Source organism: Amycolatopsis pittospori, assembly GCF_013870525.1.
Taxonomy (GTDB): domain Bacteria; phylum Actinomycetota; class Actinomycetes; order Mycobacteriales; family Pseudonocardiaceae; genus Amycolatopsis; species Amycolatopsis pittospori.
The window spans coordinates 1-15161 of record NZ_JACBXD010000130.1; the positions used below are offsets into that span (position 1 = coordinate 1).

11 protein-coding genes are annotated in these 15161 nt (G+C 69.1%); 3 read left to right on the plus strand and 8 right to left on the minus strand.

Translation table 11 applies throughout. The features are described 5' to 3' along the window. Positions 1 to 192: 192 nt before the first annotated feature. Both H5J31_RS37325 and H5J31_RS37330 read right to left on the minus strand, forming a co-directional pair. Positions 193 to 1455 carry an SAM-dependent methyltransferase gene (locus H5J31_RS37325; RefSeq protein ID WP_181777374.1) on the minus strand — a complete coding sequence of 421 codons (1263 nt, stop codon included), beginning with the start codon at positions 1453 to 1455 and terminating at the stop codon, positions 193 to 195. Between the two features lie 23 nt (positions 1456 to 1478). After that, complete coding sequence (locus tag H5J31_RS37330; RefSeq protein ID WP_181777375.1) at positions 1479 to 2174, minus strand: alpha/beta hydrolase; 696 nt, start codon at positions 2172 to 2174, stop codon at positions 1479 to 1481. A 131-nt stretch (positions 2175 to 2305) separates the two neighbouring features. Here H5J31_RS37330 and H5J31_RS37335 point away from each other — a divergent pair, with 131 nt between their 5' ends. Further along, on the plus strand, positions 2306 to 3034 hold the full coding sequence (locus H5J31_RS37335; protein WP_181777376.1) for a sugar isomerase domain-containing protein: 729 nt from the start codon (positions 2306 to 2308) through the stop codon (positions 3032 to 3034). Between the two features lie 428 nt (positions 3035 to 3462). On the opposite strand, the gene H5J31_RS37340 is transcribed toward H5J31_RS37335, so the two are convergent. After that, a complete protein-coding gene (locus tag H5J31_RS37340; protein ID WP_181777377.1) occupies positions 3463 to 5328 on the minus strand; it encodes an ABC transporter ATP-binding protein in 1866 nt (621 codons plus the stop codon). Positions 5329 to 5473: 145 nt separating this feature from the next. Between H5J31_RS37340 and H5J31_RS37345 the strand changes: the two genes are divergently transcribed. Then, a complete protein-coding gene (locus H5J31_RS37345; protein ID WP_181777378.1) occupies positions 5474 to 6769 on the plus strand; it encodes a glycosyltransferase family 87 protein in 1296 nt (431 codons plus the stop codon). Here the strand turns inward: H5J31_RS37345 and H5J31_RS37350 are convergent, their stop codons facing one another. The 5 genes from H5J31_RS37350 to H5J31_RS37370 all read right to left on the minus strand — a co-directional run bounded on the left by H5J31_RS37350 (position 6770) and on the right by H5J31_RS37370 (position 14493). Beyond that, positions 6770 to 6979, minus strand: coding sequence for a helix-turn-helix domain-containing protein (locus H5J31_RS37350; RefSeq protein ID WP_003071237.1), 210 nt, complete (start codon positions 6977 to 6979; stop codon positions 6770 to 6772). A 178-nt stretch (positions 6980 to 7157) separates the two neighbouring features. Then, a complete protein-coding gene (locus tag H5J31_RS37355) occupies positions 7158 to 8786 on the minus strand; it encodes an ABC-F family ATP-binding cassette domain-containing protein (RefSeq protein ID WP_181777379.1) in 1629 nt (542 codons plus the stop codon). A gap of 145 nt (positions 8787 to 8931) precedes the next feature. Continuing rightward, positions 8932 to 9600 (minus strand): acVLRF1 family peptidyl-tRNA hydrolase, encoded by a 669-nt coding sequence (locus tag H5J31_RS37360; protein WP_181777380.1) that lies wholly within the window; start codon positions 9598 to 9600, stop codon positions 8932 to 8934. 211 nt (positions 9601 to 9811) lie between these two features. Beyond that, positions 9812 to 12694 carry a S8 family serine peptidase gene (locus tag H5J31_RS37365; protein ID WP_181777383.1) on the minus strand — a complete coding sequence of 961 codons (2883 nt, stop codon included), beginning with the start codon at positions 12692 to 12694 and terminating at the stop codon, positions 9812 to 9814. A gap of 236 nt (positions 12695 to 12930) precedes the next feature. Further along, positions 12931 to 14493, minus strand: a complete 1563-nt coding sequence (locus H5J31_RS37370; protein ID WP_181777381.1) for a deoxyguanosinetriphosphate triphosphohydrolase family protein — start codon at positions 14491 to 14493, stop codon at positions 12931 to 12933. Positions 14494 to 14536: 43 nt separating this feature from the next. On the opposite strand from H5J31_RS37370, the gene H5J31_RS37375 reads away from it, so the two are divergent. Further along, a partial coding sequence (locus H5J31_RS37375) for a lycopene cyclase family protein (RefSeq protein WP_181777382.1) occupies positions 14537 to 15161 on the plus strand: 625 nt, incomplete at its 3' end.

Genomic DNA, 15161 nt, shown 5'->3' on the forward strand with positions numbered 1-15161 from the left:
CCGGCCCGGCAGCGGCATCATCTGCGCGGGCTGGTGCTGTCGGGGCCGGCCGGACGGCGGCATCCGTCGCCCTCGGTCGTCGCCTCCATACGTCATGCCGAATCACCCGTCCCGATTTGCCGTGTTTGAGGCCCAGTCAACCGCAGACCCTAGGTGAAGGACGTCCGGCACCCCGCATCGGTTGGGTGGCGTTCACCGCCCGTCGTCGGCGAAGCCGAACTGGTGGACCTTGAGATACCCCGACCGGAAGCCCGCTTCGGAGTACGCCAGGTAGAACTCCCACATCCGCTGGAACACGTCGTCGAAGCCCAGTTCGGTGATTTCGTCCCACCTGTGGGTGAACCTCTCGCGCCATATCCGCAGCGTGCGGGCGTAATCCTGGCCGAACTCGCGGACGCCCTGCAGTTTCAGCCGGGTGTGGTCCAGCATGCCCTGCTCGACCGAGGTCGTCGACGGGATGAGCCCCCCGGGGAAGATGTACTTGTGCACCCAGGTGTACGACCGGGCCGCGGCGAGCATGCGTTCGTGGTCCATGGTGATGGCCTGGAGACCGAGGCGCCCGCCCGGCTTCAGCCGCTTCCCGATGGTCTCGAAGAACGTCGGCCAGTACGCCTCGCCGACGGCCTCGATCATCTCGACGCTGACCACCGCGTCGTACTCGCCGGTGGAGTCCCGGTAGTCGCACAGCTTCACGTCGACCCGGTCGGCGTACCCCGCCGCCGCGATGCGCTCGGTCGCCAGCGCGGCCTGCTCCTCGGAAATGGTCAGGGACGTGACCCGGGCACCGCGCGCGGCCGCCCGGATCGAGAGCTCGCCCCAGCCGGTGCCGATCTCCAGCACGGTGCTGCCCTCGCGGACGCCGGCGTAGTCCAGCACGCTGTCGATCTTGCGGTGCTGGGCGGCGGTGAGGTCGTCGTCCGGGCCGAAGATCGCCGACGAATACATCATCGACGGGTCGAGGAAGGTGCCGAACAGATCGTTGGAGAGGTCGTAATGGCGGTGGATGTTCGACCGCGACCCCTCGATGGTGTTCTCCTCGTCGGCGGGGTGACCGCGGTCGACGAACCGGCGGAACCGTTGCAGCAGCGGCGGGATGAGCGTCGCCATCCGTTCCGCGAACGGGGTGAGCACCTCGGCGAGGGCGTCACTGGTCCAGTCGCCGACCATGTAGGCCTCGCCGAAGCCGATCTTCGCGTCCACGCCGAGGCGGTGGAAGAAGGCGGCGGGACGGTTGACGCGCATCTCGGGCGCGTCCGGCCCGCCGGCACCGAGCCGCGTGCCGTCGGGCATCCGCACGCGGACGTTCAGCGGGCGCACCGCCTGACGGAACAACTGCTCGGCGATCCGCGCCCGGAACGGGGAATGCGGCGGCGTGGCCAAACCCGGCCACCGCGATTCGTCGGGGGTGGGCAGACCGGACGGGCCTGCCGTCCGGTCGATACTCGATGTGGACATAAAGGTACTCCCTCCAGCCCGGTCTAGACCGGGATCCGCAGCCGCTCGGAGCTCGGCCGATCCCAGGCCGCGCTCACCGTTTCGTCAGTTCCCCCGGCTTCGATCAGCTCAAGGGTGAAAGCCCGTACGAGACGGTTCCAGACGCGAGACCTTCGTAACATCGCGTGCCCTTCACCGCCGATTTCAAACCGCGCGGACCGAGATGTCACCTTTTCGGCGCGTTCCGCGAAAGCGTGTGAGGCCACCGGATCGGTCATCCGGTCCTTCGTCCCGTGCGCGATGAGCACGGCACGTCCTTCGACGGCGCCGATCGGTTCACCCGGTGGTGTCCACGGCGCCAGCGCGCAGACCCCGACGACGGCCGGATCGTCCGCGACCCGGAGGGCGACGCGTCCGCCCATCGAGTGACCGACCATGATCACCGGCACGCCCGGGTGGTCGTCGCGGATCCGTTTCAGGGCCCAGCGCGCGTCGGCGAGCGCGTCGGCGCCGTCGTCGTTCCAGCCGTAGATACGGTTGCGCAGCAGCCGCACCTCGACTCCGTGCTCACGCCCCGCCCGATGGACGTCCTTCGCCAGCGGCACCATCCGCTGGTACGCCAGCCGCCACGGCGCCACGCGGGCATGACTGTGCTCCGCGCCGCCGTGCAGCACCAAAACCACGGCTTTCGCCTGGCCGCGCGCTCGCCAAGTCCGCACCGCGGGATCAGCCTCGCTCACCCTGGACCCTCCAGTCTCCGAAACCCCGGCCGCAGCGATCGGGTCAACCTCGATCATGACCCGATGTATTCCACTTCGGCCATTGGTCCACGCGATACATTCGTCGCTGACCTCCAGACGGAAGGGCGGATGTGGTGAGTACCACCGAACGTTATGCGGACGTCGCCGAACGGCTCGCGGAAGCCGAACAGGGTAACGCGGAGCAGATCCGGAAGTCGGCCGAGCTGATCCTGGGGGTCATCAGGGCCGACGCCCTGGTGTTCACCGCCGGCGCCGGGCATTCACTGGCCGCGGTCGCCGAGACCTTCTATCGCGCGGGCGGCCTCGCCTGCGTGTACCCGGTCTACCACCCCGAACTGCTGCCGCTGCACGGCGCGCAGCACAGCACCAGGACCGAGCGCCGCTCCGGGCTCGCCGAAGAGGTGCTGGCCGAACGCGCGCCCGGACCGGACGACCTGCTGGTGGTGTTCTCGACCTCGGGCGTCAACCCGTACCCGGTCGAACTGGCCGCCGGGGCCCGGGCCCGCGGCGCCGCGGTCATCGCGGTGAGCTCGGCGGCGTCGGTCGCGGCGGCGCCGAAACGCGCGGCGACGACGCTGATCGAGGAGGCCAGCATCGTGCTGGACTCCCACGTCCGCCCCGGCGACTCGAGCTACCCGCCGGAAGCGCCGCGGACCGCGCCACTGTCCACAGTGATCAACGCGTTCCTGTGGAACCTCGTCCTCGCCGAGGTCGTGGACCTGGGCGCGGCCCAAGGTGTCGACATCCCGCTGTGGCGCAGTTCCAACGTGGACGGTGGCGACGAGGCCAACAAGGCGCTGCTCGCCAAGTACGGCGAGCGGGTCCCCGCCCTCCGGTAGGAAGCGCCCGCGCGGACGAGCCCCTCGACTCGTCCGCGCGACGCTTCCACGGCGCATACCGACTGGTCGGTTTCCGGTGCGGCGAGACCGGCGCCGGGTTTCTGCCGCGTGGTCCGCCTCGCCAGAGGGTCGTGAGTGGCAAGGGTCGTTCTAACCCTCCTTATCACTCACGACCCCTGCACCCACATTCGAAATACCTCCGCAGCGAAGTACGCGGATCCGGAGAGCGGGATCGCGTTCGGCTACACGATGAACCGGCCGGGACCCGCTGATGCGGACGATCCGCGAAAGATGGCCCTGGTCGCGACCGTCTTCGCCTCCCCCGCCCTCTCCTGCCCCGCTCCCCCGCCCCCGAAGCGCGCTATGAACGACGCGTTACTTGCAAATTTTGCAAGTAACGGGCCGTTCATAGCGCGCTTGAGGAGGGGTCACGCGGCCGCGGGCTCCTCCGAGAACTGCGTCAGGTACAGGGTCGCGTAGCGCTCGCCGCGAGCGAGAAGCTCTTCGTGCGTCCCTCGCTCGACGATCTCGCCGTGCTCGACGACCAGGATCTGGTCCGCCGCCCGCACCGTCGACAGCCGGTGCGCGATGACCAGCGCGGTCCGGCCTTCGAGGGCGTCGGTCAGTGCCTCGCCGACGGCGGCTTCGGACTGCGAGTCCAGATGCGCCGTCGCCTCGTCGAGGACGACCACCCGGGGCTGTGCCAGCAGGAGCCGCGCGATGGTCAGCCGCTGCCGTTCACCACCGGAAAGCCGGTAGCCCCGCTCCCCCACCACGGTCTCCAATCCGTCCGGCAGGTCCCTGATCAGTTCGGCCAGCCGCGCCTTCTCCAGCGAAGACCAGATCTCGGCGTCGGTGACGCCGGGCCGCACGTATTCGAGGTTCGCCCGGATCGAGTCGTGGAAGAGGTGACCGTCCTGCGTCACCACGCCGACGGTTTCCCTCAGTGAGGCGAAACTCAGCTCACTGACGTCCACATCGGACAGCCGGACCGAACCGGCGTCGACGTCGTACAGCCGCGGCAGCAGCGAGGCGATCGTCGACTTCCCGGCGCCGGAAGAACCGACCAGCGCCACCATCTGTCCAGGTTCGGCGCGGAAGCTGATGCCGTGCAGCACCTCCTCGCCACCCCGATGGTCCAAAGTGGACACATCCTCCAGCGACGCGAGCGAGTAGCGGTCCGCCGCCGGGTAGCCGAACCGGACGTCGGAGAACTCCACCGAAACCGGACCTTCGGGCAGCCGCCGAGGGGCGGGCTTCTCCTCGATCATCGGCTTGAGGTCGAGCACCTCGAAGACCCGCTCGAACGACACCAGCGCGGTCATCACGTCCACCCGCACGTTCGCCAGCGCGGTCAGCGGCGAGTACAGCCTGGTCAGCAGCAACGCCAGCGCCACTACGGTGCCCGGCGCGAGCGACCCGGTCAGCGCCAGGTACCCGCCGAGGCCGTAGACCAGGGCCTGCGCGAGCGCGGAGACCGTGGTCAGGCTGGTCAGGAACCAGCGGGTCAGCATCGCCGTCCGCACGCCGATGTCGCGCACCCGTCCGGCCCGCGCGCCGAAGTCGCCGGCTTCCCGCTCCGGATCGCCGAAGAGCTTCACCAGCGTCGCGCCGGGAGCCGAGAACCGTTCGGTCATCTGCGTGGTCATCGACGCGTTGAGCTGCCCGGCCTCCCGCTGCAGCCCGGCCATCTTCCGGCCGAGCCGCCGCGTCGGCAGGATGAACACCGGCAGGAGCACCAGCGCCAGCAGGGTGACCTGCCAGGACAGCGTCATCATGACCACCAGCGAAAGCACCAGCTGGATCACGTTGGTGACCAACCCGGACAGTGTCGCGGTGAAGGTGCGCTGCGCGCCGATGACGTCGTTGTTGAGCCTGCTCACCAGCGCGCCGGTGCGGGTGCGCGTGAAGAACGCGACCGGCATCCGCTGCACGTGCCGGTACACCGCGAGCCGCAGATCGAGGATGATCCCTTCACCGATCCTCGACGACTGCCACCGTTCCGCCAGCCCGAGTCCCGCGTCGATCAGCGCCAGCCCGGCGATCGCGACCGCCAGCCACACCACCAGCGCGACGTCGTGCCCGCCGATGATGGTGTCGACCACCCTCCCGGCCAGCAGCGGAGTACTCACCGCGAGCACCGCCGAGACGACGGTGAGCACCAGGAATATCAGCAACCTTCGCCAATGCGGCCTCGCGAATCGCGCGACGCGGCGGAGCGTCCCCTTGTGCAGCCCCTTCGGAACGTCGGTGGACTTCATCGCCGAGTTCATCAGCGACCACATGTTCTCCATGACTCTCTCCTCGCCCCCACCAAACCTCGACCTTGGTCGAGATTTTTCCCGGATATAACCAGCACCAACACCGAAGGACACGGGATGCTTCCCGGTTTCCGCGTCCTCTTTCCAGCGGACATGGCAGCGTCGGTAGCCTGAGCCGGTGACCAAGGACTCGCGACAGCTGACCATCGACCTGGTCTTCTACACCGGCTGCCTCATCTTCGCCGGACTGAACACGGCCGTCGCGGAGTTCTACGGGTACCGCGTGTGGGCCAATTTCGCTGTCGCAGGTTACGGCCTCGCCGTCGCGCACACGAGCTGGCTCCTGATCGCCGCCCGGCGCGGCACGCGGCCGTCCGGCGCGCTCGGCTCGCGGTGGATCGGTATCGGCGCCATCGGCCTGTTCGCGATGATCCTTCCGTTGGGAATGCTCGTCATTCGCCGTCTGACCGGAGTGGACTGGCTGATCACGCCGAACTCCTGGGCCGCCCAGCCCGAGGTCTGGGTGATCGAGCGGTCGGCGAAACTCCTTCTGGAGAACGGAACCCCGTACGTCGACGTCACCGCCCTCGGTCGCGCGGCGGAAGTAAACGATTACACGCCCTACGGTCCGGTGATGACCGTCTTCGGCCTGCCGCGGGCGTTGTTCGGCGGCGGACCGGTCGCGAACGCCCTCACCGACGCGCGCTGGATGTTCGCCCTGGCCGCCGTCGCGTGCGTCCTCGTGACACTGAAGCTCCTGAAGTGGCCGAAAATCCCGGTGAGCGCCGCACAACTCGCGCTCGCCTGCCCGCTGACGGCGCTGACCTGGGCCGTGGCCGGACCCGACCTGGCCATCGTCGGCCTGCTCGTGCTTTCGTTCGCGTTGGCCACCAGCGGCCGCGCACTGCTGTCGGGTTTGGTGCTGGCACTGGTGATCAGCGCGAAACTCATCGTCGCGCCCGCGGCGGTCGTGGTGGGTGTTCTCCTGCTCACGCGGCGTGGTCCCCGCGCACTGGGCGGATACGCCGCGGCACTCGTGGTGACGACACTCGTCCTGCACGTACCGGTGTTCCTGGTGGACCCGAAGGCGTTCGTCGAGCACGTCTTCCGGTTCCCGCTGGGAATGGGCGTGATCAAGTCCCCGGCGGCGAGCCCGTTGCCCGGGCATCTCATCGCCTCGCTCGGTCCCGTCGGCACGGCGGTTTCCTTCGCCCTGCTCGGGATCGCGGCCGTCGCCATCCTCGTCTGGCTGGTGCGCCGGCCCCCCGCGACCGGTTCGGACGCGCTTCTGCGCATCGCCGTCGGACTCGGCGCGCTGATCCTGCTCACTCCGGCGACGAGGTACGGCTACCTGGTGTATCCGCTGGTCCTGCTCGGCGCCAGGCTCGTCTTCGTCGCCAGTGAATCCTCTGAAACAGCGGTCCCAGGGAAGGGAACTGCGCCCCCCGCGCAGCAGTCCGCTACTTCTTCGTGACTACTTCTTCTTGACCCTGGTGGCACCACCGCGGCCGCGCAGCTGGACACCCGACTCCGAGAGGACCCGGTGCACGAAGCCGTACGAACGACCCGTCGACTCCGCGAGAGCGCGGATGCTCGAGCCCTTCTCGTATTTCTTCTTCAGGTCAGCGGCCAGCTTGTCACGCGTGTTGCCGGTGATCCGCGCGCCTTTCTTGAGATCAGCCACGTCGATCGCCTTCCCGCCGAGAGTGTTCTGGGCCACATTACGGCCCCTGTCGCCGCAATGATCGAACACTGAGCGCCGGAATGCCAGACGACGAGCGCAAAACTGCCGAAACCGCGATCACATTGGGCCATTTCAGTGGCCGGATGGCATCGATCAAGCACCCGAACGGACGCAGGGCTCACGCAAGCTGGACAAGTTCCAGATAATCGGCGGACCAATGATCCTCGGTTCCGTCCGGCAGCAGGATCACGCGTTCCGGCTCCAGCGCCTCGACCGCGCCCGGGTCGTGCGTCACGAGGACGACGGCTCCGGCGAAGCTGCGCAAAGCGTCCAGGACCTGGGCGCGGCTGGCCGGGTCCAGGTTGTTCGTCGGCTCGTCGAGCAGCAGGACGTTGGCCGCGCTGGACACCAGACCGGCCAGTGCGAGCCGCGTCTTTTCACCGCCTGACAGCGTGCCGGCGGGCTGATCGAGCTGCTCTCCGGTGAAGAGGAAGGACCCGAGAAGGTTCCGAAGCTCTTGTGCGCCGGTATCCGGCGCGAGGTGCCGGATATTTTCCCACACGGACGCATCGTGGTCGAGCGTTTCATGTTCCTGTGCGTAATAGCCCAAACGCAATCCGTGACCCGGAATGGTCTCGCCGGTATCCGGAGTTTCCATTCCGCCGAGGAGCCGGAGCAAAGTCGTCTTTCCGGCACCGTTCAATCCGAGCACGACGACCTTCGAGCCGCGGTCGATGGCGAGGTCGACTCCCGTGAAGATCTCGAGCGAACCGTAGGACTTCGAAAGTCCCTCCGCGGTGAGCGGGGTCCGGCCGCACGGGGCGGGCTCGGGGAACTTGATCCGGGCGACCTTGTCGGCCTGACGGGTCTCGTCGAGTGCGGAGAGCATCTGCTCGGCACGGCGGGCCATGTTCTTGGCGGCCACCGCCTTCGTCGCCTTCGCACCGAGTTTCGCGGCTTGCTGCTGCAGCGTGGCCGCCTTCTTCTCGGCGTTCGCACGCTCGCGGCGGCGGCGCTTCTCGTCGGTGGCCCGCGCGTCGAGGTAGCGCTGCCAGCCCATGTTGTAGAGGTCCAGCTCGCTACGGGTCGCGTCGAGGAACCACACCTTGTTGACCACGTCGCCGAGCAGTTCGACGTCGTGGCTGATCACCACGAGACCACCGTCGTGCTGCTTCAGGAACCCGCGCAGCCAGTTGATGGAGTCGGCGTCGAGGTGGTTGGTGGGCTCGTCGAGCAGCAGGATCGTCTCGGATTTGCCGCCGGCGCCCGCCTCGGCCGCGGCGAACAGGATCCTGGCCAGCTCCACGCGGCGGCGCTGCCCACCCGAGAGGGTCTGCAGCGTCTGCGCGAGCACGCGGTCGGCGAGGCCGAGGTTGGAACAGATCCGCGCGGCCTCGCTTTCGGCGGCGTAGCCACCGAGTGAGGCGAACCGCTCTTCGAGACGGCTGTAGCGGTTGATCGCCTTGTCGCGCTCCTTGTCGTCCACCAGCTCCGACATCGCGGTCTGCGCCTTTTCCATGTTGCGCATCAACGAGTCGAGGCCGCGGGCGGAAAGCACGCGGTCCTTCGCGGTGACGGACAGGTCGCCCTCGCGCGGATCCTGCGGCAGGTAGCCGAGCTCGCTGCTGCGGCGGACCTCACCGGCGTGCGGCTCGCCCTCCCCCGCCAGCACCTTGAGCGAGGTGGTCTTGCCGGCGCCGTTGCGGCCGACCAGGCCGATGCGGTCGCCCTGCTGGATGCGGACGTTGGTTTCGTCGAGCAGAATGCGCGAGCCGGCACGCAGCTGCAGGCCAGAGGCCGTGATCACGGGAACTCCCGGTAAAAGGGGGTGGAATGGGCGGACAGCTTCGACTCGCCTGCCGATGGGCAGGCGAGGAGCTCACTCCAAGAGGATGTCCACGCGATCAGTGTACGGGCCGTTGTCGAGCGGATTTATCCGACCGTGCCCGACGTCACGGCTCGTGCAACGTGATCTCGACCGCGACCGCGCGTTCGGCCGCGTCGTCGAGCACCGTGCGACGAGGTTCGGCGATGTCGAGGACGCGGGGTTCCGCACGTTCGAACAACGGGGCCAACCGCCGGTCCTCCCGCAGGGTTTCCAAGGCACGCCGGTCTCCGCCGAGCACCACGGCGTCCACTTCGGACAGTTGAGGAACGAGTACCTCGAACGCGTCTTCCGCGGCGGAACGGAGCGCGGTGCGTGCCTGTCCTTCACGGCGCCGCGCGAACCGCTGCTGCGACCAGCCGCCCGCCGCCGACCGGCCCTGGACGAGATGCCGGTCGGTCCTGGACTGGACGACCACTCCCCCGCGCGCGATCCCGACACTGTGACCGCCGCGCCTTACGAGCAGGAGTGCGATCCTCCGAGAGATCAGGGCGTGCCCGATGAGCGGTTCGACGGCGAGACCGTCCGCGGTTCCTTCGGCCGCGAGTGGTCCGAAGGGGACGGTCGCGACGGCGACGACACCGTTGTGCGCGGTGACCGTGACGATGTCCGGGCCCAGTTCGGTCTCGCGGACGCCTTCGTTACGGACGGCGAAGCGGGCGTACCAGCCTTCGAGACGGTCCGGGGCGACCTCGACCGCCCGGCCCCCGCCCGCCACCTGCCGCTCCTTCGTCATCTGCTCAACGTACGTGGCTTCGGCCGACGCGGCAGGTGACGCGCTGATCCTGTGGCGGTGTTGCGAAAGCCACTTTCGCAACCTTCAACGTTGCGAAAGTGGCTTTCGCAACGCCTCCCGCGAATCGCCCCACTTCCTGAAAGGCGTGATGGCCCCCTTCCCTCGACTGAGCCGAGGGAAGGGGGCCATCACGCGCTCCCCAAGAAGAGGACTAGACCGGCTTCACCGGCCCCTTGCCGACCGACTTCCCGACGCCCGCCGGTCGCTCAGCCACCCCGGGCTGAACGAAACCGTTGATGTGCAAGGAAATCGAGCGGATCGAGCCGGTGTCGCCACCGGCGACGTCCACCGCGGTGAACTTCCAGACACCGTCGGCCGCCGTACCGGTGGTCAGGCCGCCGAGCGCCTGCACCGGCTTGTACGTCCCGGTGAACGGGGCACTCGCCGCGGGCGCCGAACTGAACAGGGCGGCACCCGTGTCGGCGAAGACGACCTGGCACACGTTGTTGCCCGAGCCGCCGCCGCGCTGGAACACGGTCGCCTTGGCACCCGAGGGCGCGGTCAGCGTGCCGACCAGGTCACCGACGTACGAGTGGTTGATGCCCACCGTTTCCGAGGTCTGGTCGGTGTTGCAGGTGGCGCCGTCCACCGAGAACGTCAGTTTCGACGCACGTCCGACGCCGCTCACCGTGATCGGCACGGTGACGCCGGTCGGGTCGCTGTCCGGGATCGCCACGGCGGCCCCGGCGTAGGCGAAGTTCTGCGCCACCGGCGACGGGGTGCCGACAGGCAGCGAGAACGACGTCGTGGTCGGCGAGAACGAACCCGCGAAGGTGACGCGGGCGTTCAGCACCACCGGCACGCCCAGTTCCTGCGTGGTGGGCACGGTGATGGTGAAGTCGTTCACGCCGGTCTGCCCGGGGCTGATCGTGCCGTACGACTTCGAGCGCGGCGCCACCGTGACGCCCGGGGTCGGGCTGGTGAGCACGACGCTGGTCGACGTCGCGGTGCCGTCGCCGCGGTTGGTCACCGGCAAGGTGACCTTGGCGGTGTCGCCCGGGTCGAGCGCGGAACCACCGTCGGCCGGGGTGACCGTCGGCCGGCCCGCGGTCGCGAGCGGCTGCGGGCTGGCACCGGTGTAGGCGAGCACCTTGTCGGCGAGGATGACGCCGGCGCCGCTGGAGGGGTCGCGGCCCGGGGCCAGGATGTCGACGGCGGTGTTGATCAGTGCCTCGCGCACCTCGGCCGGGGGCAGCCCCGGGTTGCCCGAGAGCACCAGGCCCGCGATCGCGGCGGCGTGCGGCGCGGCGGCCGACGTGCCGTAGAACGTGGTGAACCCGGTGACGCTGGTGGAGACGCCGTCGGCCGCGGTGATGTCCGGTTTGGCGCGGACCTCACCACCGGTCCCCGACACGTTCCCCGGGGTGATCGGCGTGCCGTCGGCCTGGTAGAACATCCGCCGCGGACCGTCCGAAGTGAACCGTTCGACCTTGGTCGTCGCGCCGAACGCACCGGGGAACGGGCCGGCCGGGTTGGCCGGGTCGCCCGGTTCGAGTGCCCGCGGGAACGCCTTCGCCGCGGGGGCCGCCGCGACGCTGAACGCGTCCCGCGCGGCCGAGTGCCCGACGGTCACACCGGGCTTGGTGTAGGCCTTGAGGCCGTCGGCCGAGTCGGTGAAACGACCGCGCAGCGCGGAAAGCGACAGGTAGCGGCCCTCACCGGAGAACTTGACGACGGCCAGCCGCAGCCCGGCACCGCCTGTGGTGTCCACCCGCTCGTAGGCGTCCTGGGTGCCGGTCTGGTTGTCCTGGCTGAAGTCCACGACGTTGCCCGCCGCGTTCAGCAGGTACAGGTCGTAGTCGTTGTTCGAGTGGCCCAGCGGGTCCGACCAGAACAGCGTGACCGGTACGGCGCCGGACGCGCTCGAGATCGGCTGGAAGATCTGGTTGCCCGCGGCACCGGCGAAGTTGTGCGCGGCGCCGGCGAACTTGCCGACGCTCTTGCCGGAGTCGACGAAGTCGCCTTCCCAGTGGCCCGAAGTGCCGTCGGCGACGTTGCCCTCGTTACCGGCCGAGGAGAAGTAAAGCGCACCGTTGGCGGTCACGTCGTTCACGGCCTGGGCGATGATCCAGTCCTGGAACGGGGATTCCTTGAAGTACAGGACGTCGTCGACGATGACGTCGCAGTGCGCGTCGAAGCGCAGCTTGCGGATGTTGTCGGCGAAGCTGGCGTCGGAGTTGAACGCGCTGGCGAAACCGAGCGACGCGTTCGGCGCGAGGTCGTGGATGATCTCGAGCATCGCGGTGCCCTCGTCGCCGTCACCCTCCTGGCCGGGGATGACGTCGACGCCCGCCGGGAGTTCGCCGCGCGCCTGCGAGGTCGCGAGCGAGTTGACGCCGTCGGACAGCGCGCAGATCTTGGTGCCGACGCCGGTGACGCCGAACTGCTGGCGCGCGGTGTCGGCGTTGTGGGCGCGGTCGCCTTCGCTGTTGATGGGGCCCGCGGCGGCGCCGACCTGCCCCTTGGCCTCGACGGCCTTCTTCAGCTCGGCGGCGATCCGGGCGCCCTTCTCTTCCTTGCTCTCCCGCTTGGCCTGTTCGCCCACGGTGGCGGGCTCGGCGAGCTGACGGGCGGTGAAGGCCTCGTTGGCGGTTTCGACCTTCTTGACGTCGGCGCGCCCGGCGATCGCGGAGACCGCGTTCAGCGGGACTTCGGCGCGGACGCTGCCGTAGCGTTCGGAGACCGCGCGAATCCCCGCACCGGATTCACGCAGGCTCTTCAGGAGTTCTTCCGAGACCTGGCCCCGGATGTCCACGAGTACGGTGCCGGCCGCGGAGACATTCGCCCCAGACCCCAGTGCGGGAACCGCGGAGGCCGACATGCGCTGCGTGCGCAGTTTCTGCTCGACGAGCAGACGGCTGTCCACTTTGGACTCGCCGGCGTTCTGGCTCTTCTTGATCGACTGCAGTGTCTCGATCTGCCGGATGGTGTTCTCCGAGAACGCATCCGGGGACTGACCGGTTTCCGCCGCCGCGATGGGCGGGCTGACCAGGCCGAGCGCGGTGACCAGTGCCGCCGTGCCTGCGGTCAGGATCGTTCTTCTTCTCCTACTGGAACGGGTTGGACGCACGTGCGCCTCCGATGCCTAGGCGCGTGCCCCGACTCACGCTGACCAATGCCGGCGATCACCGGCTGGATCAAGCTAAGTACCGCGCGTGCACCGGCGGCAGGAGCCGTTCGAGTGACGTCGGAATGGGATTTTCCGTTTTTGACCAGAGGTCGTAGGCCGTTCAGCGTAATCGGGTGGTCACCGGGTGCTTCGGACCGGCCTTAAAGGACGAACGAGTCCGACCAAGGCTGCGAAGCACGACCGGACAAGCCGTCCAAAAGGGTCACCGCCTGCTTGTCCGTCAGAGACGCCACGAAGTCGACGACGGCGCGCCCGCGCGCGAGCCCGCGTACGGCGTCGGCGCCGGTGACCGGTTCCCCGGTCGCTCCGATGAGCAGTTCCGGCGACTTCCGTGAGAGCTCGCTGAACTCGGACTGCGCCAGTTCGACCAGATCGTGCAGCCGTCGCGGCAGCCGGTAGAACTCGTCGCGGTCGAGCAGCCAGGCGTCGAGCGCGTCGACGAGTGTGGTCACCAGACTGGCCTGTCCGCGTTGGTGCAGCGCCAATTCCGGGCGCAGCAACACGAACCGCCGGTGGACGAACTTCAGTACCTGCACCTCGTGCCACTGAGCGGGCCGCAACGTGAGATGCCCTGTCCGGGTCGAAGGCGACGGCACCACCTGGACGCCGTCGACGAGTCGCGCGGTCCACTTCGAGGAGAACGCGGCGGTGGCCTGTTCCGCCTCGATGGAACCGTCGAAACCGGTGGCGAGCAGGTCGTCGACGAGTTCGGCGCGGACACGGGCGACGGCGCTGGTGAAGGCGTCGTCGTCGACGATCCAGCCGTCCTTGGCGTGCATCCGGCGGCGCAGCCGTTCCAGCGAACGGCCGGGAAGCCGCCGTTCGGCGGTCAGCGTCGCGTCGTCCAGCATGGCCAGTTCCACCGCGTGGTTGATCCAGCCGGAGAACTCGGCGGCGACCGGCGCGTGCTGCAGGACGCCGATCCGGTGGAAGTCCTGGAGGTCGTGGATGGCGTACGCGATGTCGTCGGCGGTGTCCATGACGGACGCTTCGACGGTCTGCTGCCAGGGTTCGATCCGGCCTTCGAAAGGCGCCCGCGCCTGGACGAAGTCGTCGAGTTCGGTGCTGTAGGCGGAGAACTTGCTCGCGCCGGTGCCGGGGGCGTCGGCAGGTTCGGCGGCGCCGCGCGGCTGGACGTCCATCGACGTCGGATGCGGATCGGGTACGTGCAGCCGGGCCCACGGGTACTTCAGCACCGCGGCGCGGACCGCCGTCGTCAGGTCGAGTCCGGACGCGGACGGCCCGCGCACGTCGGTCGTGGTGATGATCCGGAACGACTGCGCGTTGCCCTCGAATCCGTCGGCGAGGCCGAACCGGTGCCGGGCGATGCGGTCCAGGGTCTGCTCCCCCAGATGCCCGAACGGCGGATGCCCCAGATCGTGCGCGAGCGAGGCCGCTTCGGCGACGTCCGGGTCGCAGCCCCCGAGTTTCGCGGCGAGTTCGGCGGAGTCGCTGGTGGAGTTGATCCGCTCGGCGATCGCGCGCGCGACCTGCGCGACCTTGAGGCTGTGTGTGAGCCGGTTGTGCAGCAGTCCGGCGCCCCCGGCGCTGACCACCTGGGTCACCCCGCCGAGCCGGGCGAAGAACGGCGACGCGGCGATGCGGTCCCGGTCGATCCGGAACGGGCTCGTGGCGAGGTCGCTGAACCCGGCGCTCTCACTCTCCGGGTCTCGCCGCCACGCCCTCGGGTCCGTCTGTTCCATGCGTCACACCGTATCCGTCGGAGCGGCATGGTGAGATGCCCAGGTGGCGGACGTGGTGATCGCGGGTGGCGGCCCGGCGGGGCGCGCGCTCGCCCGTGCCTGCGCCCGGCGAGGCCTGGCGACGGTCCTGATCGACCCGGGGCCGGGCAGGCGCTGGCAGGCGACCTACGGGCTGTGGGCCGACGAACTGCCGTCGTTGCCCGCGAGTGCCATCGCCTCCGCGCCGTCGACGACGCTCGCGTTCGGGACCGGGCCGCACGTCCTGGACCGGCAGTACCTCGTGGCGGACAACGCCGGCCTGCGCGAGTGGCTGACCGGCGGCTACGACGTCGTCCAGGGCACGGTGTCCGGCGTGGAGCACGGCCGGTTCGGCACGTCGGTGCGGCTTTCGGACGAGCGGGTGCTCGCGGCGGGCCTGTACTTCGACGCCACCGGCGCGCGGCGGAAGGGCGACCGGTACGAGCAGACGGCGTTCGGTGCCGTCCTGCCCGCCGAAGACGCGCTACGGCTGGTGGACGGCCCGGACACCGCGGTGTTCATGGACTGGCGCGGCGGCGAACCGGGCTTCCTGTACGTGCTGCCGCTCGGCGACGGCACCGTCGGTGTCGTTGTGGTCGGCGTCGGCGACGAACAGGTCGTCGGCGGCGCCGAGGGCGAGTTAGACGTCG